The organism is Variovorax sp. CF079 (assembly GCF_900101545.1).
GTDB lineage: Bacteria > Pseudomonadota > Gammaproteobacteria > Burkholderiales > Burkholderiaceae_C > Variovorax.
Genome location: NZ_FMZU01000023.1, coordinates 1 through 21,282, shown reverse-complemented (window position 1 = coordinate 21,282; position 21,282 = coordinate 1). Strand labels below are relative to the sequence as shown.

At 66.9% G+C, this 21,282-nt stretch carries 20 protein-coding genes and 1 pseudogene; 7 read left to right on the top strand and 14 right to left on the bottom strand.

The window, feature by feature from the left end:
* The first annotated feature begins 154 nt into the window (after positions 1 to 154).
* Positions 155 to 1,318, top strand: a complete 1,164-nt coding sequence (locus BLS74_RS26660) for an Acg family FMN-binding oxidoreductase (protein ID WP_093110179.1) — start codon at positions 155 to 157, stop codon at positions 1,316 to 1,318.
* Positions 1,319 to 1,423: 105 nt separating this feature from the next.
* On the opposite strand, the gene BLS74_RS26655 is transcribed toward BLS74_RS26660, so the two are convergent.
* Complete coding sequence (locus tag BLS74_RS26655; RefSeq protein WP_093110178.1) at positions 1,424 to 1,984, bottom strand: hypothetical protein; 561 nt, start codon at positions 1,982 to 1,984, stop codon at positions 1,424 to 1,426.
* 167 nt (positions 1,985 to 2,151) lie between these two features.
* Here BLS74_RS26655 and BLS74_RS26650 point away from each other — a divergent pair, with 167 nt between their 5' ends.
* Entirely contained in the window at positions 2,152 to 2,400 is a 249-nt protein-coding gene (locus BLS74_RS26650) for a DUF6429 family protein (RefSeq protein ID WP_093110177.1), read from the top strand.
* 702 nt (positions 2,401 to 3,102) lie between these two features.
* Here the strand turns inward: BLS74_RS26650 and BLS74_RS26645 are convergent.
* From BLS74_RS26645 to BLS74_RS26615, 7 genes are all read right to left on the bottom strand, one after another.
* Entirely contained in the window at positions 3,103 to 5,283 is a 2,181-nt protein-coding gene (locus BLS74_RS26645; protein WP_093110176.1) for a 3'-5' exonuclease, read from the bottom strand.
* Entirely contained in the window at positions 5,280 to 5,654 is a 375-nt protein-coding gene (locus tag BLS74_RS26640) for a response regulator transcription factor (protein ID WP_093110175.1), read from the bottom strand. The genes BLS74_RS26645 and BLS74_RS26640 overlap by 4 nt, the downstream gene beginning before the upstream one ends.
* 2 nt (positions 5,655 to 5,656) lie before the next feature.
* Positions 5,657 to 8,431, bottom strand: coding sequence for a sensor histidine kinase (locus BLS74_RS26635; protein ID WP_093110174.1), 2,775 nt, complete (start codon positions 8,429 to 8,431; stop codon positions 5,657 to 5,659).
* A 1-nt stretch (position 8,432) separates the two neighbouring features.
* A complete protein-coding gene (locus tag BLS74_RS26630) occupies positions 8,433 to 8,621 on the bottom strand; it encodes a hypothetical protein (RefSeq protein WP_244504009.1) in 189 nt (62 codons plus the stop codon).
* A 27-nt stretch (positions 8,622 to 8,648) separates the two neighbouring features.
* A complete protein-coding gene (locus BLS74_RS26625) occupies positions 8,649 to 10,079 on the bottom strand; it encodes a putative nucleotidyltransferase substrate binding domain-containing protein (protein WP_244504008.1) in 1,431 nt (476 codons plus the stop codon).
* Positions 10,080 to 10,148: 69 nt separating this feature from the next.
* A complete protein-coding gene (locus BLS74_RS26620) occupies positions 10,149 to 11,876 on the bottom strand; it encodes a cation acetate symporter (RefSeq protein WP_093110172.1) in 1,728 nt (575 codons plus the stop codon).
* On the bottom strand, positions 11,873 to 12,181 hold the full coding sequence (locus BLS74_RS26615) for a DUF485 domain-containing protein (RefSeq protein ID WP_093110171.1): 309 nt from the start codon (positions 12,179 to 12,181) through the stop codon (positions 11,873 to 11,875). The genes BLS74_RS26620 and BLS74_RS26615 overlap by 4 nt, the downstream gene beginning before the upstream one ends.
* Before the next feature lie 137 nt (positions 12,182 to 12,318).
* Between BLS74_RS26615 and acs the strand changes: the two genes are divergently transcribed.
* The 3 genes from acs to BLS74_RS26600 are packed head-to-tail and all read left to right on the top strand — an operon-like array spanning position 12,319 to position 15,279.
* The gene (acs, locus tag BLS74_RS26610; protein WP_093110170.1) at positions 12,319 to 14,295 is read left to right on the top strand and encodes an acetate--CoA ligase; all 1,977 of its coding nucleotides are present in this window, start codon (positions 12,319 to 12,321) and stop codon (positions 14,293 to 14,295) included.
* Between the two features lie 19 nt (positions 14,296 to 14,314).
* Positions 14,315 to 14,671, top strand: a complete 357-nt coding sequence (locus BLS74_RS26605) for a c-type cytochrome (protein WP_093110169.1) — start codon at positions 14,315 to 14,317, stop codon at positions 14,669 to 14,671.
* A gap of 23 nt (positions 14,672 to 14,694) precedes the next feature.
* Complete coding sequence (locus BLS74_RS26600) at positions 14,695 to 15,279, top strand: NAD(P)H-dependent oxidoreductase (RefSeq protein ID WP_093110168.1); 585 nt, start codon at positions 14,695 to 14,697, stop codon at positions 15,277 to 15,279.
* A gap of 6 nt (positions 15,280 to 15,285) precedes the next feature.
* Here BLS74_RS26600 and BLS74_RS26595 read toward each other — a convergent pair whose 3' ends face one another.
* From BLS74_RS26595 to BLS74_RS26575, 5 genes are all read right to left on the bottom strand, one after another.
* Entirely contained in the window at positions 15,286 to 16,749 is a 1,464-nt protein-coding gene (locus tag BLS74_RS26595; protein WP_244504007.1) for a trypsin-like peptidase domain-containing protein, read from the bottom strand.
* A 12-nt stretch (positions 16,750 to 16,761) separates the two neighbouring features.
* The gene (locus tag BLS74_RS26590; RefSeq protein WP_093110166.1) at positions 16,762 to 17,217 is read right to left on the bottom strand and encodes a universal stress protein; all 456 of its coding nucleotides are present in this window, start codon (positions 17,215 to 17,217) and stop codon (positions 16,762 to 16,764) included.
* A gap of 108 nt (positions 17,218 to 17,325) precedes the next feature.
* A complete protein-coding gene (locus tag BLS74_RS26585; protein ID WP_093110165.1) occupies positions 17,326 to 17,718 on the bottom strand; it encodes a DUF302 domain-containing protein in 393 nt (130 codons plus the stop codon).
* Positions 17,694 to 18,308, bottom strand: a complete 615-nt coding sequence (locus BLS74_RS26580) for a flavodoxin family protein (protein WP_212733700.1) — start codon at positions 18,306 to 18,308, stop codon at positions 17,694 to 17,696. Before BLS74_RS26580 ends, BLS74_RS26585 begins: the two co-directional genes overlap by 25 nt.
* Before the next feature lie 113 nt (positions 18,309 to 18,421).
* On the bottom strand, positions 18,422 to 19,027 hold the full coding sequence (locus BLS74_RS26575) for a hypothetical protein (protein WP_139191742.1): 606 nt from the start codon (positions 19,025 to 19,027) through the stop codon (positions 18,422 to 18,424).
* Between BLS74_RS26575 and BLS74_RS26570 the strand changes: the two genes are divergently transcribed.
* Together BLS74_RS26570 and BLS74_RS26565 are read left to right on the top strand one after the other, a co-directional pair.
* Positions 19,017 to 19,859 carry a universal stress protein gene (locus tag BLS74_RS26570; RefSeq protein ID WP_093110163.1) on the top strand — a complete coding sequence of 281 codons (843 nt, stop codon included), beginning with the start codon at positions 19,017 to 19,019 and terminating at the stop codon, positions 19,857 to 19,859. The genes BLS74_RS26575 and BLS74_RS26570 overlap by 11 nt on opposite strands.
* 108 nt (positions 19,860 to 19,967) lie before the next feature.
* On the top strand, positions 19,968 to 20,597 hold the full coding sequence (locus tag BLS74_RS26565) for a universal stress protein (RefSeq protein ID WP_093110162.1): 630 nt from the start codon (positions 19,968 to 19,970) through the stop codon (positions 20,595 to 20,597).
* 508 nt (positions 20,598 to 21,105) lie between these two features.
* Here BLS74_RS26565 and BLS74_RS26560 read toward each other — a convergent pair.
* Positions 21,106 to 21,282, bottom strand: a pseudogene (locus BLS74_RS26560) (transposase); the annotation flags it as partial.

The following is a 21,282-nucleotide window of genomic DNA, read 5'->3' as shown; positions in this document are numbered from 1 at the left end:
CTCCGAGTTCCTCCACCCTGCGCCAAGGTGCCCTACCTTGATCTTGCTCAAGCGCGCCGCGCGGTGCGCGGTGCGCTTGCCACCTGCGTACTTGGACATCAAGATTCGCAGCATCCCATGCACAGGCGCGCGGCAGGTGGCCGAAGGAGTCGCAATGGATCGTCGCAAGTTCATTCGGATTGCGGGAGGCGGTTTCGTCTTCGCTGCGGCGACGGCGGCACTCGCCGGCTGCAGCCAGCAGATGCCCGCTGCGGCCATCGAGCCGTGGCAGGGGCCGGGGCCGGAGGCCGACCCGCGCCGCTGGATCCTCGGCTACGCGATCCTGGCGCCGCACTCGCACAATCTGCAGTCCTGGCTGGTGGATCTGCGCACACCGGACGAGATCGTGCTGCGCTGCGACCTTGGCCGGCTGCTGCCCGAGACCGACCCGTTCTCGCGCCAGATCATGATGAGCCACGGCACCTTCCTGGAGCTGCTCGACATCGCGGCGCGCGAGCGCGGGCTGCGTGCCGACATCACCCTGTTTCCCGAGGGTGCGTTCGGCCCCGAGAAAGTCGATCAGCGACCGGTGGCGCGCGTCCGCCTGATGCCCGATGCGGCCACGCGCAAGGACCCGCTGTTCGCGCAGATCCTCGCGCGCCGCACCAACCGCAGCCTGTACGACCTGCAGCGGCCGGTGCCCGCCGAGGCCTGGAAGGCGATGGCCGAAGCAGTGGGGCCGCACCCCTTGCATTTCGGCTTCGTCGGCGCGGACCGGGCCGACGCGCTGGAACAGCATCGCGCCATCGCGGCCGAGGCCTGGCGCATCGAGCTGAGCACGCCGCGCACGATCCTGGAGTCGTACAAGGTGCTGCGCGTCGGCGCCGCCGAGATCGAGAAGCACCGTGACGGCTTGTCGATGCTGGACCCGACGGTGGTGCTGCTCGAGCGCATCGGCCTGTTCGATCGCAGCAAGGCGCCGGCGTCCGATGCCTTCGCCACCACCAGCCAGATCAGGGACTTCGGCAAGAAGCTCGCGTCCACGCCCGGCTTCCTCTGGATGGTGACCGAGAGCAACGACCGGGTGACCCAGGTCAACGCGGGACGCGCCTACGCGCGGGTGCAGCTCGCCGCGACCGGGCAGGGCCTGGCGATGCAGCCGCTGCAGCAGGCCCTGCAGGAGTATCCCGAGCAGGCCGGACCCCACGCCGACATTCGGCGCCTGCTGGCCGTGCCGCTACCCGAGCGGACCGTGCAGATGTGGGCGCGTGTGGGTTATGCGCCGCCGGTCGGTCCTGCGCCGCGCCGTGGCCTGGCAGCGCAGCTGATTCGCGCGTGACGGCTTGTTATCGACGACAACCATCATGCGGGACATGAGAGGTGAGACCGACGCTCTAAGTCGCCAGCCTCGTCGCCTCGGCAGAATTCGGCCAGACGCCGACCTTCAACGTCGTCGTGAGATGTTGTCGTATTCGGCCAGCAGGTCGCTCATGGCCTCGCCGACTCCGTAGCCGATGTTCTGACTGATGCGACACACAGCATCCAGTCGCTCCATGAACAAGGGCCGCTGCGCATCCGGCAGTCTCGCAATGGTCTGCAACGCCTGCTCGAACATTCGCACCAGCGCACTGAAGTAGCCCTCGTCCTGCAGGCCGACTTCGACGCTGAAGCCTGACGCGCGCTCGCAGTAGAAGACCATCAGCTCTGCCAGACCCGCCGGTTGGCCAATGGCCTTCTTGAAATTCGCGATGGGCTTCTTGGCCTCGGCGACGGACGCGTTCTGGTTCCGGAACATGTCGGGCCAGAGCCAACGGTTGATGGTGGTCTTGTACGGCTCCAGGACATCTTCGCCCAGCCCGAAACGGGCGTGAAGGAACACTTGATTGTCCTTGTTGGCCGTGTACAGGTCATGCACCAAGCCGACCAGGCCGTCGTGGTCGAAGTGGGTCAGTCTGGCCTTGACGTCACTCCAGGACGCGGCTTCCTTACTCTTGCTTGCTTTCATCTCTGTGCGGTTTCCGGAATTGAAGGCAGGCCATATTGGATGGGCTAAGGCCGAATGACCAAAGTACTATCGTAAAGTCGAACTGCAGTCGTGCAGTGGGCGCAGGCAATCAGAGGTTGGGCCCTTTCACAGGGTCACCGTCGTGCTGAACGTTGAGGGGCGAGCACATGAAATACGACATGGTCAAGGTCGAAGAGGCGCTTCTGGCGTTGCTTGGCGTCTTCGAGTTCGAGAACGGACGCGTGTGGAAGCGGTATGACTTTGCAGTCATGGACGGTCTACACGACAAGGGGCTCATCACGGAGCCCCACGGCAGGCAAGAGTCGGTCTACCTGACTGACGAGGGCCTGCGCCGCGCCAAGGAGCTCGCGGCCAAACACTTCGGGACCAGCGGGGCGGCGCTGGAGCAGCCATAGCTGCGGCAGAATCCGGCCCAACCACGGACGTTCGGACCCTCTACCCCAATCAAGCCAAATGAAGTCCGGGCGCGTCGCCAAGTCCTACACGGCGATCCCATCGATGACGGCGCGAGACCATGAAGCACGGCGGCTATGCTCGAATGCCAACGATAGAAGGACCACGCCATGAAGAAGCTAGTCGCTGCACTTCTCGCAACAGCCATGCTCGGGGGCTGCGTTGTCTACCCCGACGGTCCGGGATATCCCGGTGGCGGATACGGGAAACAATGCCCGCCGGGACAGGCAAAAAAGGGCAACTGCTAATCCCGGCTTCGCCCTCGGCCCGGCTCGGCACGAATGGCCAAGGGCAATTGCCCTTCGCGACATCGCCAGCGTCCGGCCGACCGCCCGTGTTCCTTGGTAGCCTCTGGCCCGATGGCCGCCTGGTAGATCGCGTCCAGCACCTGCGCGTGCTTGCGCGAACGCCCGGGCCGGCTCGGCCCCGGGGCCGTCGCGATCTCTGACGGCGCATCGTGACACTCAGCCGCTGGCCTGGTGTTTCTCACGGCGCTGAGGAATACGACATCCTTGGTTTGGCGCATCGGGGTCTCCGGGTGGTAGCGGCGACAACGGATTTATCGCCGCGGCGGCGGTCATGAGTTGCGCTGCGTCAAACAGGCTTCGCGCCGTGCGCTGGAACCGGGTCCCGCATGTCCAGCCTCAGTACTTCAAACGCGCGTACCAGGTGCGCTGCGCCGCCTCGCGCGCCTGGCCCAGCGTGTGGACTCCCTTGTCCGCCAGCAAAGGGATCAGGCGAAGGAACACCTCCGCCGTCAGGATCGCATCGCCCAGGGCGGTGTGGCGGCCCAGCACCGCGATGCCGAAGCGCTCGGCAATGGCTTCCAGCTCGTGCGACGCCTGGTGCGGGTTTGCCACCGCGGACAACAGCAGCGTGTCGAGCACCGGCTGATCGAAACGCACGCCGGTAGATGCTTCCTTCAGCTGCAGGAAGCGCATGTCGAACGCGGCGTTGTGTGCCACCAGGACGGTGTCGTTGGCGAAGGCGTGGAAGATCGGCAGGATCTCGGCGATGCCCGGCTGGCCGGCGACCATCGCCGGAGTGATGCCGTGTATGGGAATGCCGGCGGCCGGGATACTTCGACCGGGGTCGATGAGCTGCTCGAAGCTCTCCTGCCGCAGCAGCTTGCCGTTGACGATGCGCGCCGCGCCGATCTGGATGATCTCGTCGCCCTGCGACGGATCGAGCCCGGTGGTCTCGGTGTCGAACACCGTGTAGGCCAGGTCCACCAGGCGACGCTCGTCGAGCTCGCGCGCCTGAATGCCGGGCTGGAACAGGTCGAAATCGTAGTACTCGGGGCGGCTTTCGCTGCGCAGCACCGCGGCTGCCTCCAGTTGTTCCTGGGGTGGAGCGAGCGGGAGCAGGAAGCGAAAGAAAGTCGTTTGCAACGCGCGCTCGCGCTGAAACCAGAACTCGCCACCATGGCGCTCGACCACGTCGCGAACCGACAGCGGGCTGGCCCGATCGCCCACCGTCATCGGGCTCGACTCCCAGCTCGTCACCGTTTCGGTGCTGATGGCCGTGCCGGCCCAGACCAGGTCGAGATGGGCGCGTTCGCCCGCGCGGCGCAGTCGCAATTGAACGCGCTTGACCGCGAACTCGTCCACCAGCCGGGTCGCCAGCGAGGCCAGTGCCTGGAGCAAGGCGTAGCTGTCGACCCTGAGCCACAGGCCAGCGTCGACTTCCGGCGCGGAGGCGCGCGCGCCCGAGCGCGCCTCGATCAGGCGCAGGGCGGCCTGTACCAGGTCGGCGCCGAGCATGTCCTCGAGCGGCCAGCGCGTCTTCAGGCCCTGGCTGGCGCTCGCTGCGAGCGACTGGAGGCGCGCCGTCATGGCGCGAACTTCGTCGTGCACGACGCGCAGGAAGCGCTCGCGCGTCGGCGCGTCCAGGTCGGGCAGCTCGAGCATGTCCACTGCCGCCTGCAGGCTGCCCAATGACGAGCGGCTGCCTTCGGTCAGTCCGTGCAGCAGGCGGTCCTGCTCGGCATCCTCCTCGAACTCGCGGGTGATGTTCTGCAGCATCAGAACGAAGCCCGACAGCTGCGCGGCATCTCCGGGCACGGCCGAGGGATCGCGCACCGGCGCCAGCTGCACCCGCAGCAGTTGACCGGCCTGCGAACTGGTGACGAACTGCGCCGAGGGCTGGGGTGCTCCGCGCAACAGCCGCCGTTGGACGCTTTCGAGCGCGTGGGCGATGAGCTCGCGGTCGAACAGGGCGTAGATCGAGCGGCCCAGTCCGATCAACTCCGCCCCGTCGGCCAATGCCGGCACAGACGACAGCGCGCGAGACTGCAGCCGCGCCCGATTGTTGTAGAGCAGGATGCGGCCGTCCAGGTTGCACACGACCACGCTCTGCGTGAGCTCCGACATCAGCGCAGCCAGGCGGCTGCGTTCCTGCTCGATGCCGCGCGCGGCCTCCTGCACCCGGGCGTCGATGTCGGCGCGCAGGCCGTCGCGCTGGCGCGCGAGCTCATCGACGACGCCGGCCAGCGCCCGGGCACCCGCTCCGCATGCCGCCTCCGCGGGGGGCGCGCTGCGGTGGGGCGCGCCGCCGGCCGCCGTGGCCTGCGCGGCTTCAGCCAGCCGGGCCGGCTCGGTCACCCAGATCGCATGGGCGCGACGCGCCAGCGCACCCAGCGCGATCGCCAACACCGCCCAGCCCAGCACCAGCAGGGGCACGCGCGGCGCGATCATCTCCCCCAGCACGGCGCGCTCGTCTGGCGCAAGCGTGGCAGCGAAGATGGCGCCGAGCCCCAAGCCGAGGAGCGCCAGGAGAGCTCCCGGCGCGAGCGCCACGGCGAATTGGTGGGCATCGATCTTCATGCGGAGCTGCTGAGCAACTGCCGCACGCGCGCGGCAAGCTCCCGGGTGGAGAAGGGCTTGGTCATGTAGGCATCGGCTCCCAGGGCCATGCCCTTCGCGACGTCGGTCTCCCGGCCCTTGGCGGTGAGCAGGAGGATCTTCGTGGCGGCGATCTCCTCGTCGGCACGCACGGCCTGCAGGACCTCGAGGCCGGACTTGAAAGGCATCATGACGTCCAGCAGCACCAGGTCAGGCTGTAGGCTGCGGATCAGTTCGAGCGCCTGCTGGCCGTCGCGCGCGATGCTCACCGCGTGCCCTTCGCGCTTCATGAGGAATTCGAGCGAAATCACGATGTTGGGCTCATCGTCTGCAATCAGCACCTTGTAGGCCATGGTCATGTCTCCAGTTCTTGCGTCTCGGGGTGCAGCGGCAGTTCGAAGCCGAAGCATGCGCCGTGACCCGGCCTGGAGTCGAGCCACATCCGGCCGCCGAAGTGTTCGACGATGCGACGGCTGATGGGCAGGCCCAGGCCGGTACCCTGCGGACGATGCGCGGCATCGCCACCCTGGCGAAACTTATCGAACACCAGCTCCTTCTGCTCCGGCGGCACACCGGGGCCGTTGTCCTGCACAGTGATGGTGACGCGATCGACATCGCAGTGCAGGCTGACCTCGACCCGGCCCTGCCCCTGCGGCACGAACTTGGCCGCGTTCGACAGCAGATTGATCAGCACCTGCGTGAGGCGGTCGGGGTCGAGTTGCAGCGGCGGCACCGCATCGGGGAGCCTCAGCGCCACGACCGCGCCACGCTCACGGAACAGCTCCTGCGTCGTCTGAACGGCTTGCTGAACCAGCGCGCGCAGGTCGATCTCGGTGCTGCGCCATTCGGCGACGCCCGATTCGATCTTCGCCATGTCCAGCACCTGGTTGACCAGGCGCGTCAGGCGCTCGGTCTCGGTCACCACCAGGCCGAGAAAATGCTGGCGCTGTCCGGTGTCCATCGCCGGGTCGTCAAGCATCAGTTCGGCCAGCGCGCGGATCGAGGTCAGCGGCGTGCGCAGCTCGTGCGTCACCGAGGACATGAAGTCGTCCTTCAGCCGATCGAGACTCTTGAGCTGTTCGTTGGCCTTGCTGAGATCTGCGGTGGCGCGCTCCAGGGAGAGCGATTTCTCCTCCAGCGCCTGCGAATGGGCGCGCAGCGCCGCCGTCTCGCGCGAGGCTTCGTCCAGGATGCGCATGACGTCATCCAGCTCCAGCGCTTCTTCTTCGACGACCGAGGCCACCACCAGCCGGGCCGAGGCGCTGCCGATGGCGCCCGCGAGCTGCGTTTCGATGAACTGCACCAGCCGCGCGTCGGCGGCGAGCTGCTCCGGCCCGGCCAGGCCGTTGCGTCGTGCGTAGTCGTTCAGCAGCCGGTCGGCAGCCGCGGCGCCCAGGAATCGCGTGGCCAGTTGGCGCAGATCGGCCAGCCTGGCGCGGCCGCGCCAGAACACCGGCCCAGCCTCGGCGGCCCCGCGTTCCGTACGCTGGAAGACGTCGACGAACATCAAGGCCTGGCTCGCTTCGCGTGCGGAAGGGCGGCTCAGCAGCGACACGCCGAAGTACAAGGCGGTGTTGACCAGCAGGCTCCAGAACAGCGCATGGGTCAGGTTGTCCAGGCCCGCGAGGCCCAGCAGCTGCTCGGGCCGCAGCCAGGCGATGCCGAACGGCCCTTGGTCGATGTATCCGGCGGGGATCCAACCCGACTTGGCGATCGACGGCAGCATCAGCGTCCAGGCCCACAGCACGAAGCCGGCGCCAAGGCCGGCGAGCGCGCCGTGCCGCGTGCCGCCCTTCCAGTACATGCCCGCCAGCATCGGCGGCGCGAATTGGGCGACGGCGGCGAAACTGATGAGCCCGATGCTGACCAGCGCATAGTCCTCGCCGGCGACGCGGTAGTAGAGATAGCCCAGCAGCAGGATCGCCACGATCACCGTCCGGCGGATGCCCAGCAGCACGCCGCTCAGGTCGCGCGCTGTGCGCAGGCCGGCGCGCAGCAGCAGCGGCATCACGAGGTCGTTGCAGACCATGGTCGAGACCGCGATGGCCTCGACGATGACCATGCCCGTGGCGGCCGAGAGGCCGCCGATGAATGCCGCCAGCGCCAGCCCCGGCTGGCCGTCGGCCAGCGGCAGCGAAAGCACAAAGGCCTCGGGATTCTGCCGGCCGACACCGAAGTACAGCAGGCCGCCCAGTGCGATTGGCAGCACGAAGAGATTGATCAGCAGCAGGTACAGCGGAAACGCCCAGGTGGCGCGCCGCAGATGGCGCTCATCGACGTTTTCGACCACCATCATCTGGAACTGCCGTGGCAGGAAGATCACCGAGAGCATGGCAAGCAGCGTCAGCGCGAACCACTGGCCGCCCGCAAAGCCAGTGGCCGCTGTGGCGCCACCGGTGTTCCCAAGGCTCAGCAGGCGGCCCAGTTCGGGCCGCGCCGCGGCGCGGCCGAACAGGTCGGCCGGTCCGTCGAACAGGTGCCAGGTGACGAAAACGCCGACGGCCAGAAAGGCCAGCAGCTTCACCACCGACTCGACGGCGATCGCCGCCACCATGCCCTCGTGCCGCTCGGTGGTATCGAGGTGGCGCGTGCCGAAGGCGATCGTGAAGCCGGCCAGCGCCAGCGCGATGTACAGCGTGCTGTCGCGCCACCAGGCCAAGGGCTGCTGCAGCGCAGCGCCGGGTGCGGCGGTGAGCAGCGCATAGCCGCTGGCGATGGCCTTGAGCTGCAGCGCCACGTAGGGCAGGATGCCCACCACCGCGATCAGTGTGACCAGCATGGCCAGCAGCGTGCTCTTGCCGTGGCGGCTGGCGATGAAATCGGCGATGGAGGTGATGCGGTAGCTGCGCGCGATGCGGATCATCTTGCGCAGCACCATCCAGGCCATCAGCATCGCGAGCGTCGGGCCGAGGTAGATCGGCAGGAACCACAGGCCCGACGACGCGGCCCGGCCCACGCTGCCGAAGTAGGTCCAGGCCGTGCAGTACACGCCCAGCGACAGCGTGTAGACCCACGCATTGCCGATCAGCGAACGGCCTTCGCGTGCGCGCTTGTCGCCCACGTGCGCCACCAGGAACAGCAACGCCAGGTAGGCGAAAGAGGCGGTGATGACCGTGGAAGCGGGCAGCATGTCAGTGCTCCCCCGGTGCCTCGGCCACCCACGCCGCCAGCGCGATGAGGATGCCCCAGCCGCCGAAGAGCGCAAGCGGCATCAGCGGCAGCCCCCAGAGCATGACCGGGCGGTCCCACAGCGTGAGCAGCGGCACGTTCAGCAGCAGCCAGCCCAGTGCGAAGAGGCCGAGCAGGCGTTGCGATCTCAAGCCTTGGAACATGGTGGCTCGCCTGAACTACAAGGCGTCGAGGTGGAAGCGTTGCCGCAGCACGCCGCGAAAGCGGCGCACGATGCCCAGCGCATCACGCAGGGCATCACGTTCCAGCGCACCCAGCTCGGACAGCCGAACATCATTGCCTGGCACTTGTCCGGCCTGCTTCTGACGCAGCTGATGCGTCAGCCTGAGCGCCATCAAGTAGTGCAGCGCGTCCAGCACGTCGCGCGCCAGGCCGGATTCGATCTGCTGTTGCTCGACCAGCAAGCGCAGCCGCGCGGCCGTGCCGTTGACGCGCAGGCGCCGCTGCAGCGCCAGCGCCCGCACGCCGTGAACGATCGGGAAGGTGCCGAGCTTTTTCAGATCCATTGTCTCGTCGTCGTGACGTGCGGTGAGCCTGCGCCACCATCCCGTCGGGTGGTCGAACAGATCGATCGCGCTGGCAAAGCGCGCGAGGAAGACGTCTGCGCTGTCGAGGACGCGCTCCAGATGCCGGCGTGCCTCCTGCAGAAGCCCCGCGTCGCCGGCCACTGACTTGCTGTCCATGAAGATGGCGAGTCGCATCGGGCCCTCGGGGTCGGATCCGTGTACCCAGTCGCGCAGCGACTCCTTGAAGCCGGCCAGCGGCTGCCGCCAGAGCGGGTTGGTCAGCATGATCTGCCCGGCGCAGGGGGGATAGCCCAGCTCGGCCAGCGCGGCATTGAACTGCATGGCGATGGCCTCGAGATCGGGACACGCGAAGCCGTCGCGCAGCAGCAGCGCGTTGTCCTGGTCGGTCTTGACGATCTGCTCGTCGCGGCCCTCGCTGCCCATGACCACCAGGCAGCTGTTGGCCACCAGATCGGATGGCGCCAGCAACGACCACAAGCGCGCGAAGAGGCGCGCGTTGAGCTCCCCCACGAGCCGCGCGATGCGCTCGATCTTGATGCCGCCCTCGTGCAGCAGCGAGACCATGGTGTCGATGCGCGCGGCTGCGGCCGCCAGTTCGGCCACATTGGCGGCTTCGTCGATCTGCAGCGCGGCGATCTGCGAATGGTTGGCGACGAAGCTCACCAAGTCGAGCTGGTCCAGCAGGCCGAGCACGGTGTCGCCGTCGCGCACCAGCAGGCGGTGCACCCGGTGGCGCGCCATCAGCCACAGCGCCTCGAAGAGGTCCGCGTCGGGGTGGATCTCGACCAGGCCGAAGCGGGCCACCTCGCGGACCGCCAGCTCGGCCGGGGCCTCGGGACGCAGCAGCGCATCGCGCAGGTCGGCGGTGGTGAAGATGCCCAGGCGATGGCCGTCCCGCACCAGCGCGTCGCGCAGCCCCTGCTGCGACAGCACCCGGCACACCGACACCAGGTCGAGCCCGCCATCGACGTAGCAGGCCTTGCGCACATGGGCGTCGCGCACGCGCGCAGTGAGGAGCGAGAGCATCTCGCGCTGGGTTTCGACTGCGCGCAGTTCCGTCATGGTGCGGGGCACAAAAAATGAACGGGCCGGTAGACAGTGTGCCTGCCTACCGGCCCGTCCACTACCCGCTCAATGCCCGCTGGCGCCGGACGCCCCGATGCCGGTTTCCGATCGCACCTGCTGGGCCAGGAAGCCGCGCTTGTCAACGTCGCCGCGCGCGCTGGAATCCAGCACCGAAAAGATCCAGATGCCGAGGAAGCCGATGGTCATCGAGAACAGGCACGGCGAGGCGTACGGGAAGAACGCGGAGCCCTTCGGATAGCCCAGCGTCGCCTCCCACACGGAGGGCGAGACGATCGTCAGCGCAACCGACGAGACCAGCCCGAGGAAGCCGCCGATCACCGCGCCGCGCGTGGTGCAGCCCTTCCACAGCACCGACATGAACAGCACCGGGAAATTGGCCGACGCGGCGATGGCGAACGCCAGCGACACCATGAAGGCGATGTTCTGCTTCTCGAACACGATGCCGAGCAGCACCGCCAGCACGCCGAGCGCGACGGTGGTGATGCGCGAGACGCGCAATTCCGAGGCGCTGTCGGCCTTGCCGCTCTTGACCACCGTCGCATACAGGTCGTGCGACACCGCCGAGGCGCCCGACAGCGTCAGGCCGGCAACGACCGCGAGGATGGTTGCGAAGGCCACCGCCGAGATGAAGCCGAGGAACACGTTGCCGCCCACCGCATTGGCGAGATGAATCGCCGCCATGTTGCCGCCGCCGATCAGCACGCCCTGGGCGTCGACGAACTGGGGGTTGGTGAGCACGAAGGTGATGGCGCCGAAGCCGATGATGAAGGTCAGCAGGTAGAAGTAGCCGATCCAGCCGGTGGCCCACATGACCGACTTGCGCGCTTCCTTGGCGCTGGGCACGGTGAAGAAGCGCATCAGGATGTGCGGCAGACCGGCCGTGCCGAACATCAGCGCCATGCCGAAGGAGATGGCCGAGATCGGGTCCTTGACGAAATTGCCGGGACCCATGATCGACTGGCCGATGGCCGCGGCCGCCTCCGCAGTCTTGCCGTCCTTGAGCGCCAGGTCGGTCTTGACCTTCACGGCACCGGCGAACATCGCTTCGGGGCTGAAGCCGAAGTGCCACAGCACCGACAGCGCCATGAAGCTGGCGCCGCCCAGCAGCAGGCAGGCCTTGATGATCTGGACCCAGGTCGTGGCGGTCATGCCGCCGAAGAGCACGTAGACCATCATCAGCGAGCCGACGATGGCAACGGCGATCCAGTATTCGAGGCCGAACAGCAGTTTGATCAGTTGGCCCGCACCGACCATCTGGGCGATCAGGTAGAAGGCCACGACGACCAGCGTGCCCGAGGCCGCGAAGATGCGCACCGGTGCCTGCTTGAAGCGGAACGCCGCCACGTCGGCAAAGGTGAACTTGCCCAGGTTGCGCAGCCGCTCCGCCATCAGGAATGTGATCACCGGCCAGCCGACGAGAAAGCCGATCGAGTAGATCAGGCCGTCGTAGCCGGCCGCCATCACGGCCGCCGAGATGCCGAGGAACGATGCCGCCGACATGTAGTCGCCGGCGATCGCCAGGCCGTTCTGGAAGCCGGTGATGCCACCGCCGGCGGTGTAGAAGTCTGCCGCCGACTTGGTCTTGGACGCGGCCCACTTGGTGATGAACAGCGTGCCGAGGACGAACAGCCCGAACATGCCGATGGCCGTCCAGTTCGTCGCCTGCTTTTGCGCCTGGCCGAGATCGGCGCCGGCCGCATAGACGGTCGCAGACGCGGCAACCAGGGCGGCGAGCGCCAGTGCCCGGCGTGCGACCAGGGAGAAGGCCTTCATTTGAGCACCGCCTTCGCGACGGCGTCCGACAGGGTGTCGAACTCGGCATTGGCGCGTCTGACGTAATAGGCGGTGATCGCAATGGTGAACACGATGACGCCGAAGCCGATCGGGATGCCCAAGGTCATGACGCCTTCGCCCAGGCGCTGGGCGAGGAAAGGCTTGTTGAAAGCCACGAGCAGCACGAAGCCGTAATACGCGATCAGCATCAGTGCCGTCAGTGTCCAGCCGAAGCGCGTGCGCTTGGCCCTCAACTCCTGATATTGGGGATGGCCGGCGATGCGTGCAACTAGGTCGTCTTCCATGGAGGTCTCCTCGAAGGGTGGATTGGCTTCGGCGATTGGACGCGGTGCGACGGCGCACGCAGTTGCGCTAGCGCAAGGTTTGCAACCGCCATGTCGTCGACGATGCGGAACCCGCCCGAACCCAACAGGAGCTACGCATGAGCACGCAGGACAACGCCCCGCATTCCAAGCATTATCCGCCGCCAGAGGCCCTGGCGCGCTCGGCCCACGTCGCGGGCCGCGCGGCCTATGACGCGCTCGTGGCCGAGGCGCAAGCCGACTATGAAGGCTACTGGGCGCGCCTGGCGCGCGAGTTTGTGGAGTGGAAGACGCCCTTCACGACGGTGCTCGACAGCGCGAAGGCGCCGCATTACGAATGGTTCGGTGACGGCACCTTGAACGTCTCGTACAACTGCCTGGACCGGCAGGTCGCCGCCGGCCTCGGCGAGAAGACCGCGATCATCTTTGAAGCCGACGACGGCAAGGTCACGCGCACGAGCTACGCCGAAATGCTGGCGCGGACCTGCCGCATGGCCAATGCGCTGAAGAGCCTGGGCGTGAAGAAGGGTGACCGCGTGGTCATTTACATGCCGATGTCGGTCGAAGCCGTGGTGGCCATGCAGGCCTGCGCGCGCCTGGGGGCGGTGCATTCCGTGGTCTTTGGCGGCTTTTCGGCGCATTCGCTGCGCGACCGCATTGCCGATACCGGCGCGGTGGTCCTCGTCACCGCCGATGAGCAGATGCGCGGCGGCAAGGCACTGCCGTTGAAGGCGCTGGCCGATGAAGCCCTGGCGCTCGGCGGCTGCGAAACGGTGCGCGAGGTGATCGTCTACCGCCGCACCGGCGGCGCGATCGCCTGGCAGGCGCGCGACCTGTGGATGCACGAGATCATGGATGCGCAGTCCGACACCTGCGAACCCGAATGGGTGGGTGCCGAGCATCCGCTGTTCCTCCTCTACACCTCGGGCTCCACCGGCAAGCCCAAGGGCGTGCAGCACAGCAGCGGCGGCTACCTGGTGCAGGCCGCGGCGACGATGAAGTGGACCTTCGACATGCACGACGACGATGTGTTCTGGTGCACGGCCGACATCGGCTGGGTCACCGGCCACACCTACATCACTTATGGGCCACTGGCCATCGGCGCGACCGAGGTGGTGTTCGAAGGCGTGCCGACCTATCCCGATGCCGCCCGCTTCTGGAAGATGATCGAGCGGCACAAGGTGACGGTTTTCTATACCGCGCCGACCGCCATCCGTTCGCTGATCAAGGCGGCGGAGGCAAACGCCGCCGTGCACCCGGACAGGCACGACCTGACGAGCCTGCGCATCCTCGGCTCGGTCGGCGAGCCGATCAACCCGGCGGCCTGGGAGTGGTATCACAAGCACGTGGGGGGCGGCCGCTGTCCGATCGTCGACACCTGGTGGCAGACCGAAACCGGCGGCCAGATGATCACCCCGCTGCCGGGCGCCACGGCGCTGGTGCCGGGCTCCTGCACGCTGCCGTTCCCCGGCATCATGGCCGCGATCGTCGACGAGACCGGCGGCGACCTGCCCAACGGGCAGAGCGGCCTCCTGGTCATCCAGAAGCCCTGGCCCGGCATGATCCGCACGATCTGGGGCGACGATGCCCGCTACCAATCGAGCTACTACCCGCCCGAACTGCGCGGCTACTATCTCGCGGGCGACGGCGCGGCGCGCGATCCGGAAACGGGCTACTTCACGATCGGAGGTCGCATCGACGACGTGCTGAACGTCAGCGGCCATCGCATGGGCACGATGGAAATCGAGTCTGCGCTGGTGTCGTGCACCGATCTCGTTGCCGAAGCGGCGGTGGTTGGCCGGCCGGACGACACGAGCGGCGAGGCCATCTGTGCTTTCATCGTGCTCAAGCGCCCGAGGCCGACGGGCGAAGAGGCGAGGAAGCTGGCCATCGAATTGCGCAACTGGGTCGGCAAGGAGATCGGCCCGATCGCCAAGCCCAAGGACATCCGCTTCGCCGACAACCTGCCGAAGACGCGCAGCGGCAAGATCATGCGCCGCCTGCTGCGTTCGGTGGCGAAGGGCGAGGCCATCACCCAGGACATCTCCACGCTGGAGAACCCGGCCATCCTGGACCAGTTGTCGGAGGCGCATTGAGCGGAATGCCGTGACGGGAATGGGAAGCCCCGCATCGGCGCTGCTGGCAGCATGCGTGCTGGCCAGCGCGCTGGCCTGCGCGCCCACGGCAAGCGCTCAATCGCGCGGCGAGTTGCTCTACGCGACCCACTGCATTGCCTGCCACACCACGCAGGTGCACTGGCGCGACAGGAAGCTGGCCACCGACTGGAATAGCCTCAAGCTGCAGGTGCGGCGCTGGCAAGCGGTGGCGGCGCTCGATTGGAGCGAACAGGATGTGCTTGAGGTCACGCGGCACCTGAACGACAGCTTCTATGGATTCAAGCCCACATCCAATACGGTGGGCGTGCTGGTGCCAGCGGCAAACAGGAGCCGCAACAGGCCGGCCTCGAACTGAGCCGGCCGCGTCAGGCCTTGCACATGGCGAAGCGCATCCTCATCATTCAGGGCCATCCCGATGGCTCCACCCCCCATCTATGCCATGCCCTGAGCGAGGCGTATGCGCAAGGGGCTCGCAGCGCGGGGCATGTGGTCGAGACGATCGATGTCGGCCAGCTCGACTTTCCGCTGTTGCGCAGCAAGAGCGACTGGGACAAGGGCACGCTGCCGCAGAGCCTGATGGCCTCCCAGCTGGCCATCAAGAGTGCCGAGCATCTGGTCTTCTTCTTCCCGCTCTGGCTCGGTGGCATGCCGGCCTTGCTGAAGGGATTCATGGAGCAAGTCATGCGGCCGGCTGTCGGGTTGTTTGTCGACGGGGGGACCAGGCCCGGCAGGCCGCTGAGCGGCCGCAGCGCGCGAATCGTGATCACGATGGGGATGCCGGCCAGCCTCTATCGCTGGTACTTCCGTGCCCATAGCCTCAAGGCACTGAAGCGCAGCATCCTCGGCTTCGTCGGGGTCGCGCCGGTGCGCGACACCCTGATCGGCGCGGTCGAAGCGATGGACGCCGGCCGCCGCGCGCAATGGATGGAGCGGATGCACGATCTGGGGCGCCGGGCCGCCTGAGGTCTCTCAACGCAACGGCTGGCTGCGCTGGCGCTGCGCGGGGAGCTGGACCGGCACGTAGGCCAGCCTTCTGTCGCGCATCACCAGCAGCGCGATCGTCTGGCCGGGCGGTATCTGCGCCAGCGTGCGGGCGAAATCGTCGACGCGCTCGAGCCGGGTATCGTTGATGGCGACGATGAGGCCGCCTGAGCGGATGCCTTCGCTGCGTGCAGCGCCGGTAGCTTCGCGGACCAGCAGGCCGCCGTCAATGCGCAGCTGGAGGCGCAGCGCTGCCGGGACTTCGCTCAGGCTCAGCCCCAGGCCGCCGCTGCGTTCACGCTCAACTTCGTTGCGCGCGAAAGTCCTGATCGGGGGCTGGGGGCCGAGGATGGCCCAGAGCGTGCGCTTTGCTCCATGGCGCCACACATCCAGTCTGGTTTGGGCGCCGGCCGGGCGGTTCGATACCTGCTCCAGCAACTCGGAAAAGTGCAAGATCCGGACACCGTCGAACGCCCTGACGATGTCGCCTCGGAGCAGGCCGGCCGCCTGGGCGGGGCTGTCTGCATCCACCCGCACTACCAGGGCGCCGGCCACGTCGGGCAGCGCGAAAGACTGCGCCAGCGCGGGCGTCATCTCCTGGAACTCGGCGCCGAGTTGCGCGCGCTGAACCACGCCGACCGTGCGCAGCTGGGTGACGATCCTCATCGCCAGGTTGATCGGTACGGCAAAGGACAGGCCCATGTAGCCGCCGCTGCCGCTGTAGATCATCGAGTTGATGGCGACGACCTCACCGCGGCCGTTGAACAAGGGGCTGCCTGAACTGCCGGGATTGATGGCGACGTCGGTCTGGATGAAGGGAATCTCGCCGCCGCCGCCGATGAAGCGGTTCGTGGCGCTGACCACGCCCGTCGTCACGCTGCTATGGAATCCGAACGGCGCACCGATGGCGGCCACCCAGTCGCCCGGCGCCAGGTGCGAGGAGTCGCCGATGACGGCGACGGGCAGGCCGGCTGCGTCGATCTTCAGCAGCCCGACGTCGGTGCGTCTGTCGACACCGACCACGCGGGCCGAGAAGCGGCGGCCGTCGTCGAGGCGGACCTGCGCCTCGTCGACGTTGGCGACCACGTGCGCGCAGGTGAGAATCAGCCCGTCGCTCGTGAGAATCACGCCCGAGGCGAGGTCGCGGACCTCGCTGAGCCGCACGCTCGCTGGCAGCGGCCAGGCCAGCCGGTCGGCGAAATCGTTCTCGGGAGCGAATTCCAGCTCGATATCTTCGCGACCTTCGTCGCGCCCGATGCGCAGGGTACTCATGTCCACCACGGTGGCGCTGCGGCTCGCCACGAGCGACGAGAAGACAGGCGCGGCCGGCGCGGCCGGTGCGGCGACTTCGCCCCCGGCGCTTGCCTCAGGCGTTGGCCCAAGGCTCGCGGCACACGCGCCGAGAAGGCACGCGAGTCCGATGGCGGGAAGAAGGGCGGTGATCCGAAGCACGGGGCCGCCGGCTCAGGCGTCGACCGGCTCGTTGCGCACCAGCAGGACCGGCACGGGGCTGCCGCGTACCACCAGGTCGGCGTCGCTGCCCAGCGCCAGTCGGCTGAAGCCGCGGCGGCCGTGCGTGCCCATGACGATCAGGTCGCAACCGGATTTCCCGGCCTCGTCCACCACGACATTTGCGACGCGGCCCTGCATGACTTCGCGCAAGACGGTCTCGGTCTCCACGCCTGCCTCGGTGGCAGTCCTGCGGCTCTTGGCCAGCAGCGCCTCGCCATATGCACGAACTTCGCGCATCGTCGTCTCGAAGCTGGAGGCTGCCGCCATGTCCATTAGCATCGGAAGGTTGTCGATGACATGCAGCAGACGCAGTTTCCCCTTCTGCTCGGCGGCGAGCCGCATCGCTTCGCGCAAGCCACGCTCTGCAGTTGCACTGCCGTCCAGGGGGACCAGAATGTGTTGGTACATGGGTGTTCCTTGCCGGCCGCATCAGGAGGGTGCTCGCCACCGGCCATGCGGGCGGGCAAACCATTCTTGGCCTGTAGCCCGTGTGGACCTTTGCGCCAGATCAATTTTCTAGGCGCACAGGCGTGCGCCTGCGCGACGCAGGCGCTGCTCCGCATCGTCGGCGATCGCCTGGATCTCCTTGGCGCTCGTCAGTCCGACCATGGTCTGCGGATTCAGAAAACCGACGATCACACGTTCAGGTCCCCCTTCGCGCACCACCACATTGCACGGCAGCAGCAGACCGATGTCGGGTTCGGCTTGCAAGGCCCGGTGCGCGAGCCGCGGGTGGCAGGCGCCAAGGATGCGATACGGACGCGTGTTGATGTCGAGCTTGTCCTTCATCGTGCGCTGCATGTCGATGTCGCTAAGGACGCCGAAGCCTTCACCCCTGAGCGCATCAATGACCTTGGCCACGGCCTCGTCGAAGGGCGTGTGGCTCAGCGCGACGGTGAAGCCGTACATGGAATATCTCGAGGAGTTGGGGATGTTGGACCGGGTTCGATCGCGCCCATCGGAGCGCCTGAGGTGACATGTTGATCGTCCGCATGACCGGCTGTGTGTCCTCTGCGTTGCACACTGGCGTGCCATACCGCCGTGCCGAACCTCTGCAGGCGATCCGCGCAGCTGCCGTCGTTGACCTCTTGCATGGTGAGCGCGGTGCTCAGGATGGGAGCGCGACCGATGATGCGGCCGATCTCGGCAACGGCGTTGGGCGCACCGCTGCCGCCCATGACTGACACCACGGCCACATCGGGCAGGTGATCGCGCCGCCTCGTGACGAAGCTGCGCATGGGTCCGGCAAGTTGCTGTCCCCAGATGGGGGACACCAGCACCACCGTGTCGAAGTGCCTGGGCGGCGGGCCGCCATACCGAATCTCCGGACAGCGTCGGAACAGGGAATCGAGAAGACAGCGCAAGTTCCCGAACGCGCCGCTGCGCGGCCGGACCTCCGCGATCTCGGCCACCTCCCAGCCTTGCTGATCGCGCAGAAGTTGCGCCACCCGGCGGGAAGTGCCCGTATAGGAATAGCTGACGACGAGAACTTTGGTCATGCTGTCTCCGCTGCTTGATGCGTAATTAGTATCGATCTCGAGTGCTGGAAGCGCTTTGCGCTCGATCAAGGGACAAGCGCGATGCAGCCGCCGGCCATTGCGTCTTTCTCCGCTCAAGTGCCAGATCGAAGTCTCCTGCCGCCGTGCCACCAAGCTAGATGGGCGCCGCGCGAAGGCTCCCCCTGCGGCAGCATCTGTGCCGGCCGCTGCACCTGCGCGGCCTCTAGGCTCTGCTCGTCGCTCAACGCCTTTCGACCGCGTGGCGTCACCTCTAGGGCGATGGCGGGTTCCTGACGCGCGCAGTTGTCGCAATCGACGTGGACGGCTGGAATGAATGCCTTGACGTATCCCATGGCGTCAAGCATCCGCAACCGGTCAATGAGGGCCTTGTCGGCAATGGTGAGGGGGAGCTTCGTGTCAGCGAGCATTCCCAAGAGATTCGTGCACATCGCCGGGTCTCCTTCAGTCTTGAAGCCAAGGAGCGAACAACGGAAGTGCTCGGTTGCCATGTCGGCTGCGCGACCTGGGCGCCTTTCCTGTTTCGCCCCGAACGCTTGACATATTCCATCGTTGTGGCGTGCAGGTTGTTGCGCTGGATCAAGCTTCCAGTGTTCGAGCCGTCGACTCGGGCGCGCTGCGCTTTGATCGCCGTCAAGGTGGGTGCGCGAGAAGTGATCGAGGATGCGAACATCTTCGAAAGGATGACCCATGGACTTCAAGACCATCCTGGTTCACCTGGACCACACGGACAGGTGTTCCGCCCGCGTCGCGTTCGCGGCCGGGCTCGCCAGGGCGCACGGCAGCCACCTGATCGGCCTCGTGCCGACTGGTTTGTATGACGGCGTCATTCCCGCGGATGCGATCCCAACGGGTGTCACCGACTTCATTGCCGAATCGGCGGACCATTTGCGCCGGCGCGCGGAGGCGATCAGCGAAAGTTTCAAGGTCCGGGTGTCCGGGCCGATTCCCGTGTCGCACGAGATTCGACTGACCGATGGGACGGCAGTCGATGCCATCGTGCAGCATGGTCGCTCGAGCGACCTGATCGTGCTAGGCCAGGAGGATCGCTCGGCGAGCTCGGACGCGCCGGCGCACGGCCTCGTGCCGCGCGTGATGCTGCAGGCCGGTCGTCCTGTGCTGGTCGTGCCCTACGCGGGAAGCGCCGAGCCGAAAGTGAAGAACGTGTTCGTCGCGTGGGATGGATCCCGCGCGTCGGCGGTGGCGATGCGCGCTGCGTTGCCGCTGCTGGCCAAGGCGCGCCAGGTGAAGCTCGTTTTCTGTCGCAGGCTCGGCGAGCCTCATGAGCCGGCGCGACTGCTTGTTGCCGAAACGCTCCAGTGGCTCCAGAGGCACGGCATCAAGGCGACGGCTGAGGAGGACGTGATCGAGATCGACATCGCCGCCGCGCTGCTTTCGCGGGCCTGCGATCTCGGCGCCGACCTGATGGTGATGGGCGGCTATGGCCACTCGCGCCTGCGCGAGATGGTGCTCGGCGGCGTCACACAGCAGATCCTCGCGCATATGACCTTTCCAATCCTGATTGCGCATTGAGCGGGCGCGTGCGAGAGCGCGGCCTTGAGTTGACGTGCATCAAGGTCGAGGGGCCGCCTGGCGCTGAAACTGATAGCGAACTCTTACCGCCCCACTCGAGGGATAGTCATGTACCAACGCATTCTGGTTCCCATCGATGGCAGCCCGACCTCCCTGCGTGGCCTGGATGAGGCCCTTCGTCTGGCCAAGCTCACGGGCGCGACGCTGAGGCTCGTCCACGTCGTGGACGAGCTGAAGTATGTGACCGGCTTCGAGACCTTCGCCGCCTACAGTTCGGACGTGGTCCCGCTGATGGAAGCAGCGGGCGAGCAGATTCTCCGGCAGGGGAGGGAGCGTGCGCAGCGCGCCGGAATCAAGGCGGAAACAGTGCTCTTTACCTCGCTTGCGGGTCGCGTATCGGAACTCGTCGCCGAGCAGGCGAGGGCCTGGAACGCCGAACTCATCGTGATCGGCACGCACGGCCGCCACGGCGTCGGGCGTGTGCTGCTGGGCAGCGATGCGGAACAGGTACTGCGCATCTCACCGATCCCGGTGCTGCTGGTCAATGTCCACCAGGCAGACGGCGAAGCAAGCCGCGCAGCGGCGCCGCACGAAACGGCCGAGGTGCGAGACGGGATGCGCCAGCCAGTGGCATTGGGGGCGGGCCCTAGGTCTCGCGATTGTCAACGCGCGCCTGTATTCTGCGGAAACCCCGGGCTTGCACCCGGAGGTGGATCCGCAGATTGGCCTGCCGGCTGAACGGGCGGCGCGGCGACAGGGCCATCCCGGCAAGAATCGGCTGACCGAGGTGACCCGCAAAGCCCGATGCGGCGTGTCCGCGATCGGTTTCGCGATCTTGGGGTACTGGTACTGATCCCGGCTGTCGATCGGCGCCGAGGACGCAACCCCCGAGGCGTCGCGCGTCAAGGACTTGGAGCAGATCTACCAGGTCACTTTGAACCCGCTGCGCAACACAGTTTGAATTTTCGGGCGGTTTTTTCGCCCCTCTTTGAATTTTCCGGATCTCGAGAAGGGTCACGAGGCACCGACGGCCAGGCCGCGAACAGCCGGTTGAATCCGCAGCCCCGAGCAGAAGTTCGCCAAGCCACAGAGCGGACCTTTGGCAGGTCCGCTTGGGGCCGCTGCCGTCCACTGACGGAGTGCCGAAGGCGCCCCTAGTACATCAACACGTAAGTTTCGAAACGTAATGACGCCCGAGCTTGTGATCTGCATCCTGTCGAGTGAACTTCCACTCGATGGTTCGGCGCAGCGCGTTTCGATCTGTTTGCCAAGCATCGACTTCGCGTCGCAGAAGTTGCTGACTTGGGAGGCGGCGGTTCAGGCATTGGCGCGTGAGGATGCCGATCTCGATCTCTGCCATGTTGAGCCAACTTGCGTGCTTGGGCGTGTAGTGAAAGCACACCCGGCGCAGCAGCGTGCTGGC

Bases quoted from the DNA above. Each gene is read 5' to 3' on its own strand.
- BLS74_RS26660 (WP_093110179.1), top strand. From the start codon at position 155: ATGGATCGTCGCAAGTTCATTCGGATTGCGGGAGGCGGTTTCGTCTTC.
- BLS74_RS26655 (WP_093110178.1), bottom strand. From the start codon at position 1,984: ATGAAAGCAAGCAAGAGTAAGGAAGCCGCGTCCTGGAGTGACGTCAAG.
- BLS74_RS26650 (WP_093110177.1), top strand. From the start codon at position 2,152: ATGAAATACGACATGGTCAAGGTCGAAGAGGCGCTTCTGGCGTTGCTT.
- BLS74_RS26645 (WP_093110176.1), bottom strand. From the start codon at position 5,283: ATGAAGATCGATGCCCACCAATTCGCCGTGGCGCTCGCGCCGGGAGCT.
- BLS74_RS26640 (WP_093110175.1), bottom strand. From the start codon at position 5,654: ATGGCCTACAAGGTGCTGATTGCAGACGATGAGCCCAACATCGTGATT.
- BLS74_RS26635 (WP_093110174.1), bottom strand. From the start codon at position 8,431: ATGCTGCCCGCTTCCACGGTCATCACCGCCTCTTTCGCCTACCTGGCG.
- BLS74_RS26625 (WP_244504008.1), bottom strand. From the start codon at position 10,079: ATGACGGAACTGCGCGCAGTCGAAACCCAGCGCGAGATGCTCTCGCTC.
- BLS74_RS26620 (WP_093110172.1), bottom strand. From the start codon at position 11,876: ATGAAGGCCTTCTCCCTGGTCGCACGCCGGGCACTGGCGCTCGCCGCC.
- BLS74_RS26615 (WP_093110171.1), bottom strand. From the start codon at position 12,181: ATGGAAGACGACCTAGTTGCACGCATCGCCGGCCATCCCCAATATCAG.
- acs (WP_093110170.1), top strand. From the start codon at position 12,319: ATGAGCACGCAGGACAACGCCCCGCATTCCAAGCATTATCCGCCGCCA.
- BLS74_RS26605 (WP_093110169.1), top strand. From the start codon at position 14,315: ATGGGAAGCCCCGCATCGGCGCTGCTGGCAGCATGCGTGCTGGCCAGC.
- BLS74_RS26600 (WP_093110168.1), top strand. From the start codon at position 14,695: ATGGCGAAGCGCATCCTCATCATTCAGGGCCATCCCGATGGCTCCACC.
- BLS74_RS26590 (WP_093110166.1), bottom strand. From the start codon at position 17,217: ATGTACCAACACATTCTGGTCCCCCTGGACGGCAGTGCAACTGCAGAG.
- BLS74_RS26585 (WP_093110165.1), bottom strand. From the start codon at position 17,718: ATGTACGGCTTCACCGTCGCGCTGAGCCACACGCCCTTCGACGAGGCC.
- BLS74_RS26580 (WP_212733700.1), bottom strand. From the start codon at position 18,308: ATGACCAAAGTTCTCGTCGTCAGCTATTCCTATACGGGCACTTCCCGC.
- BLS74_RS26570 (WP_093110163.1), top strand. From the start codon at position 19,017: ATGGACTTCAAGACCATCCTGGTTCACCTGGACCACACGGACAGGTGT.
- BLS74_RS26565 (WP_093110162.1), top strand. From the start codon at position 19,968: ATGTACCAACGCATTCTGGTTCCCATCGATGGCAGCCCGACCTCCCTG.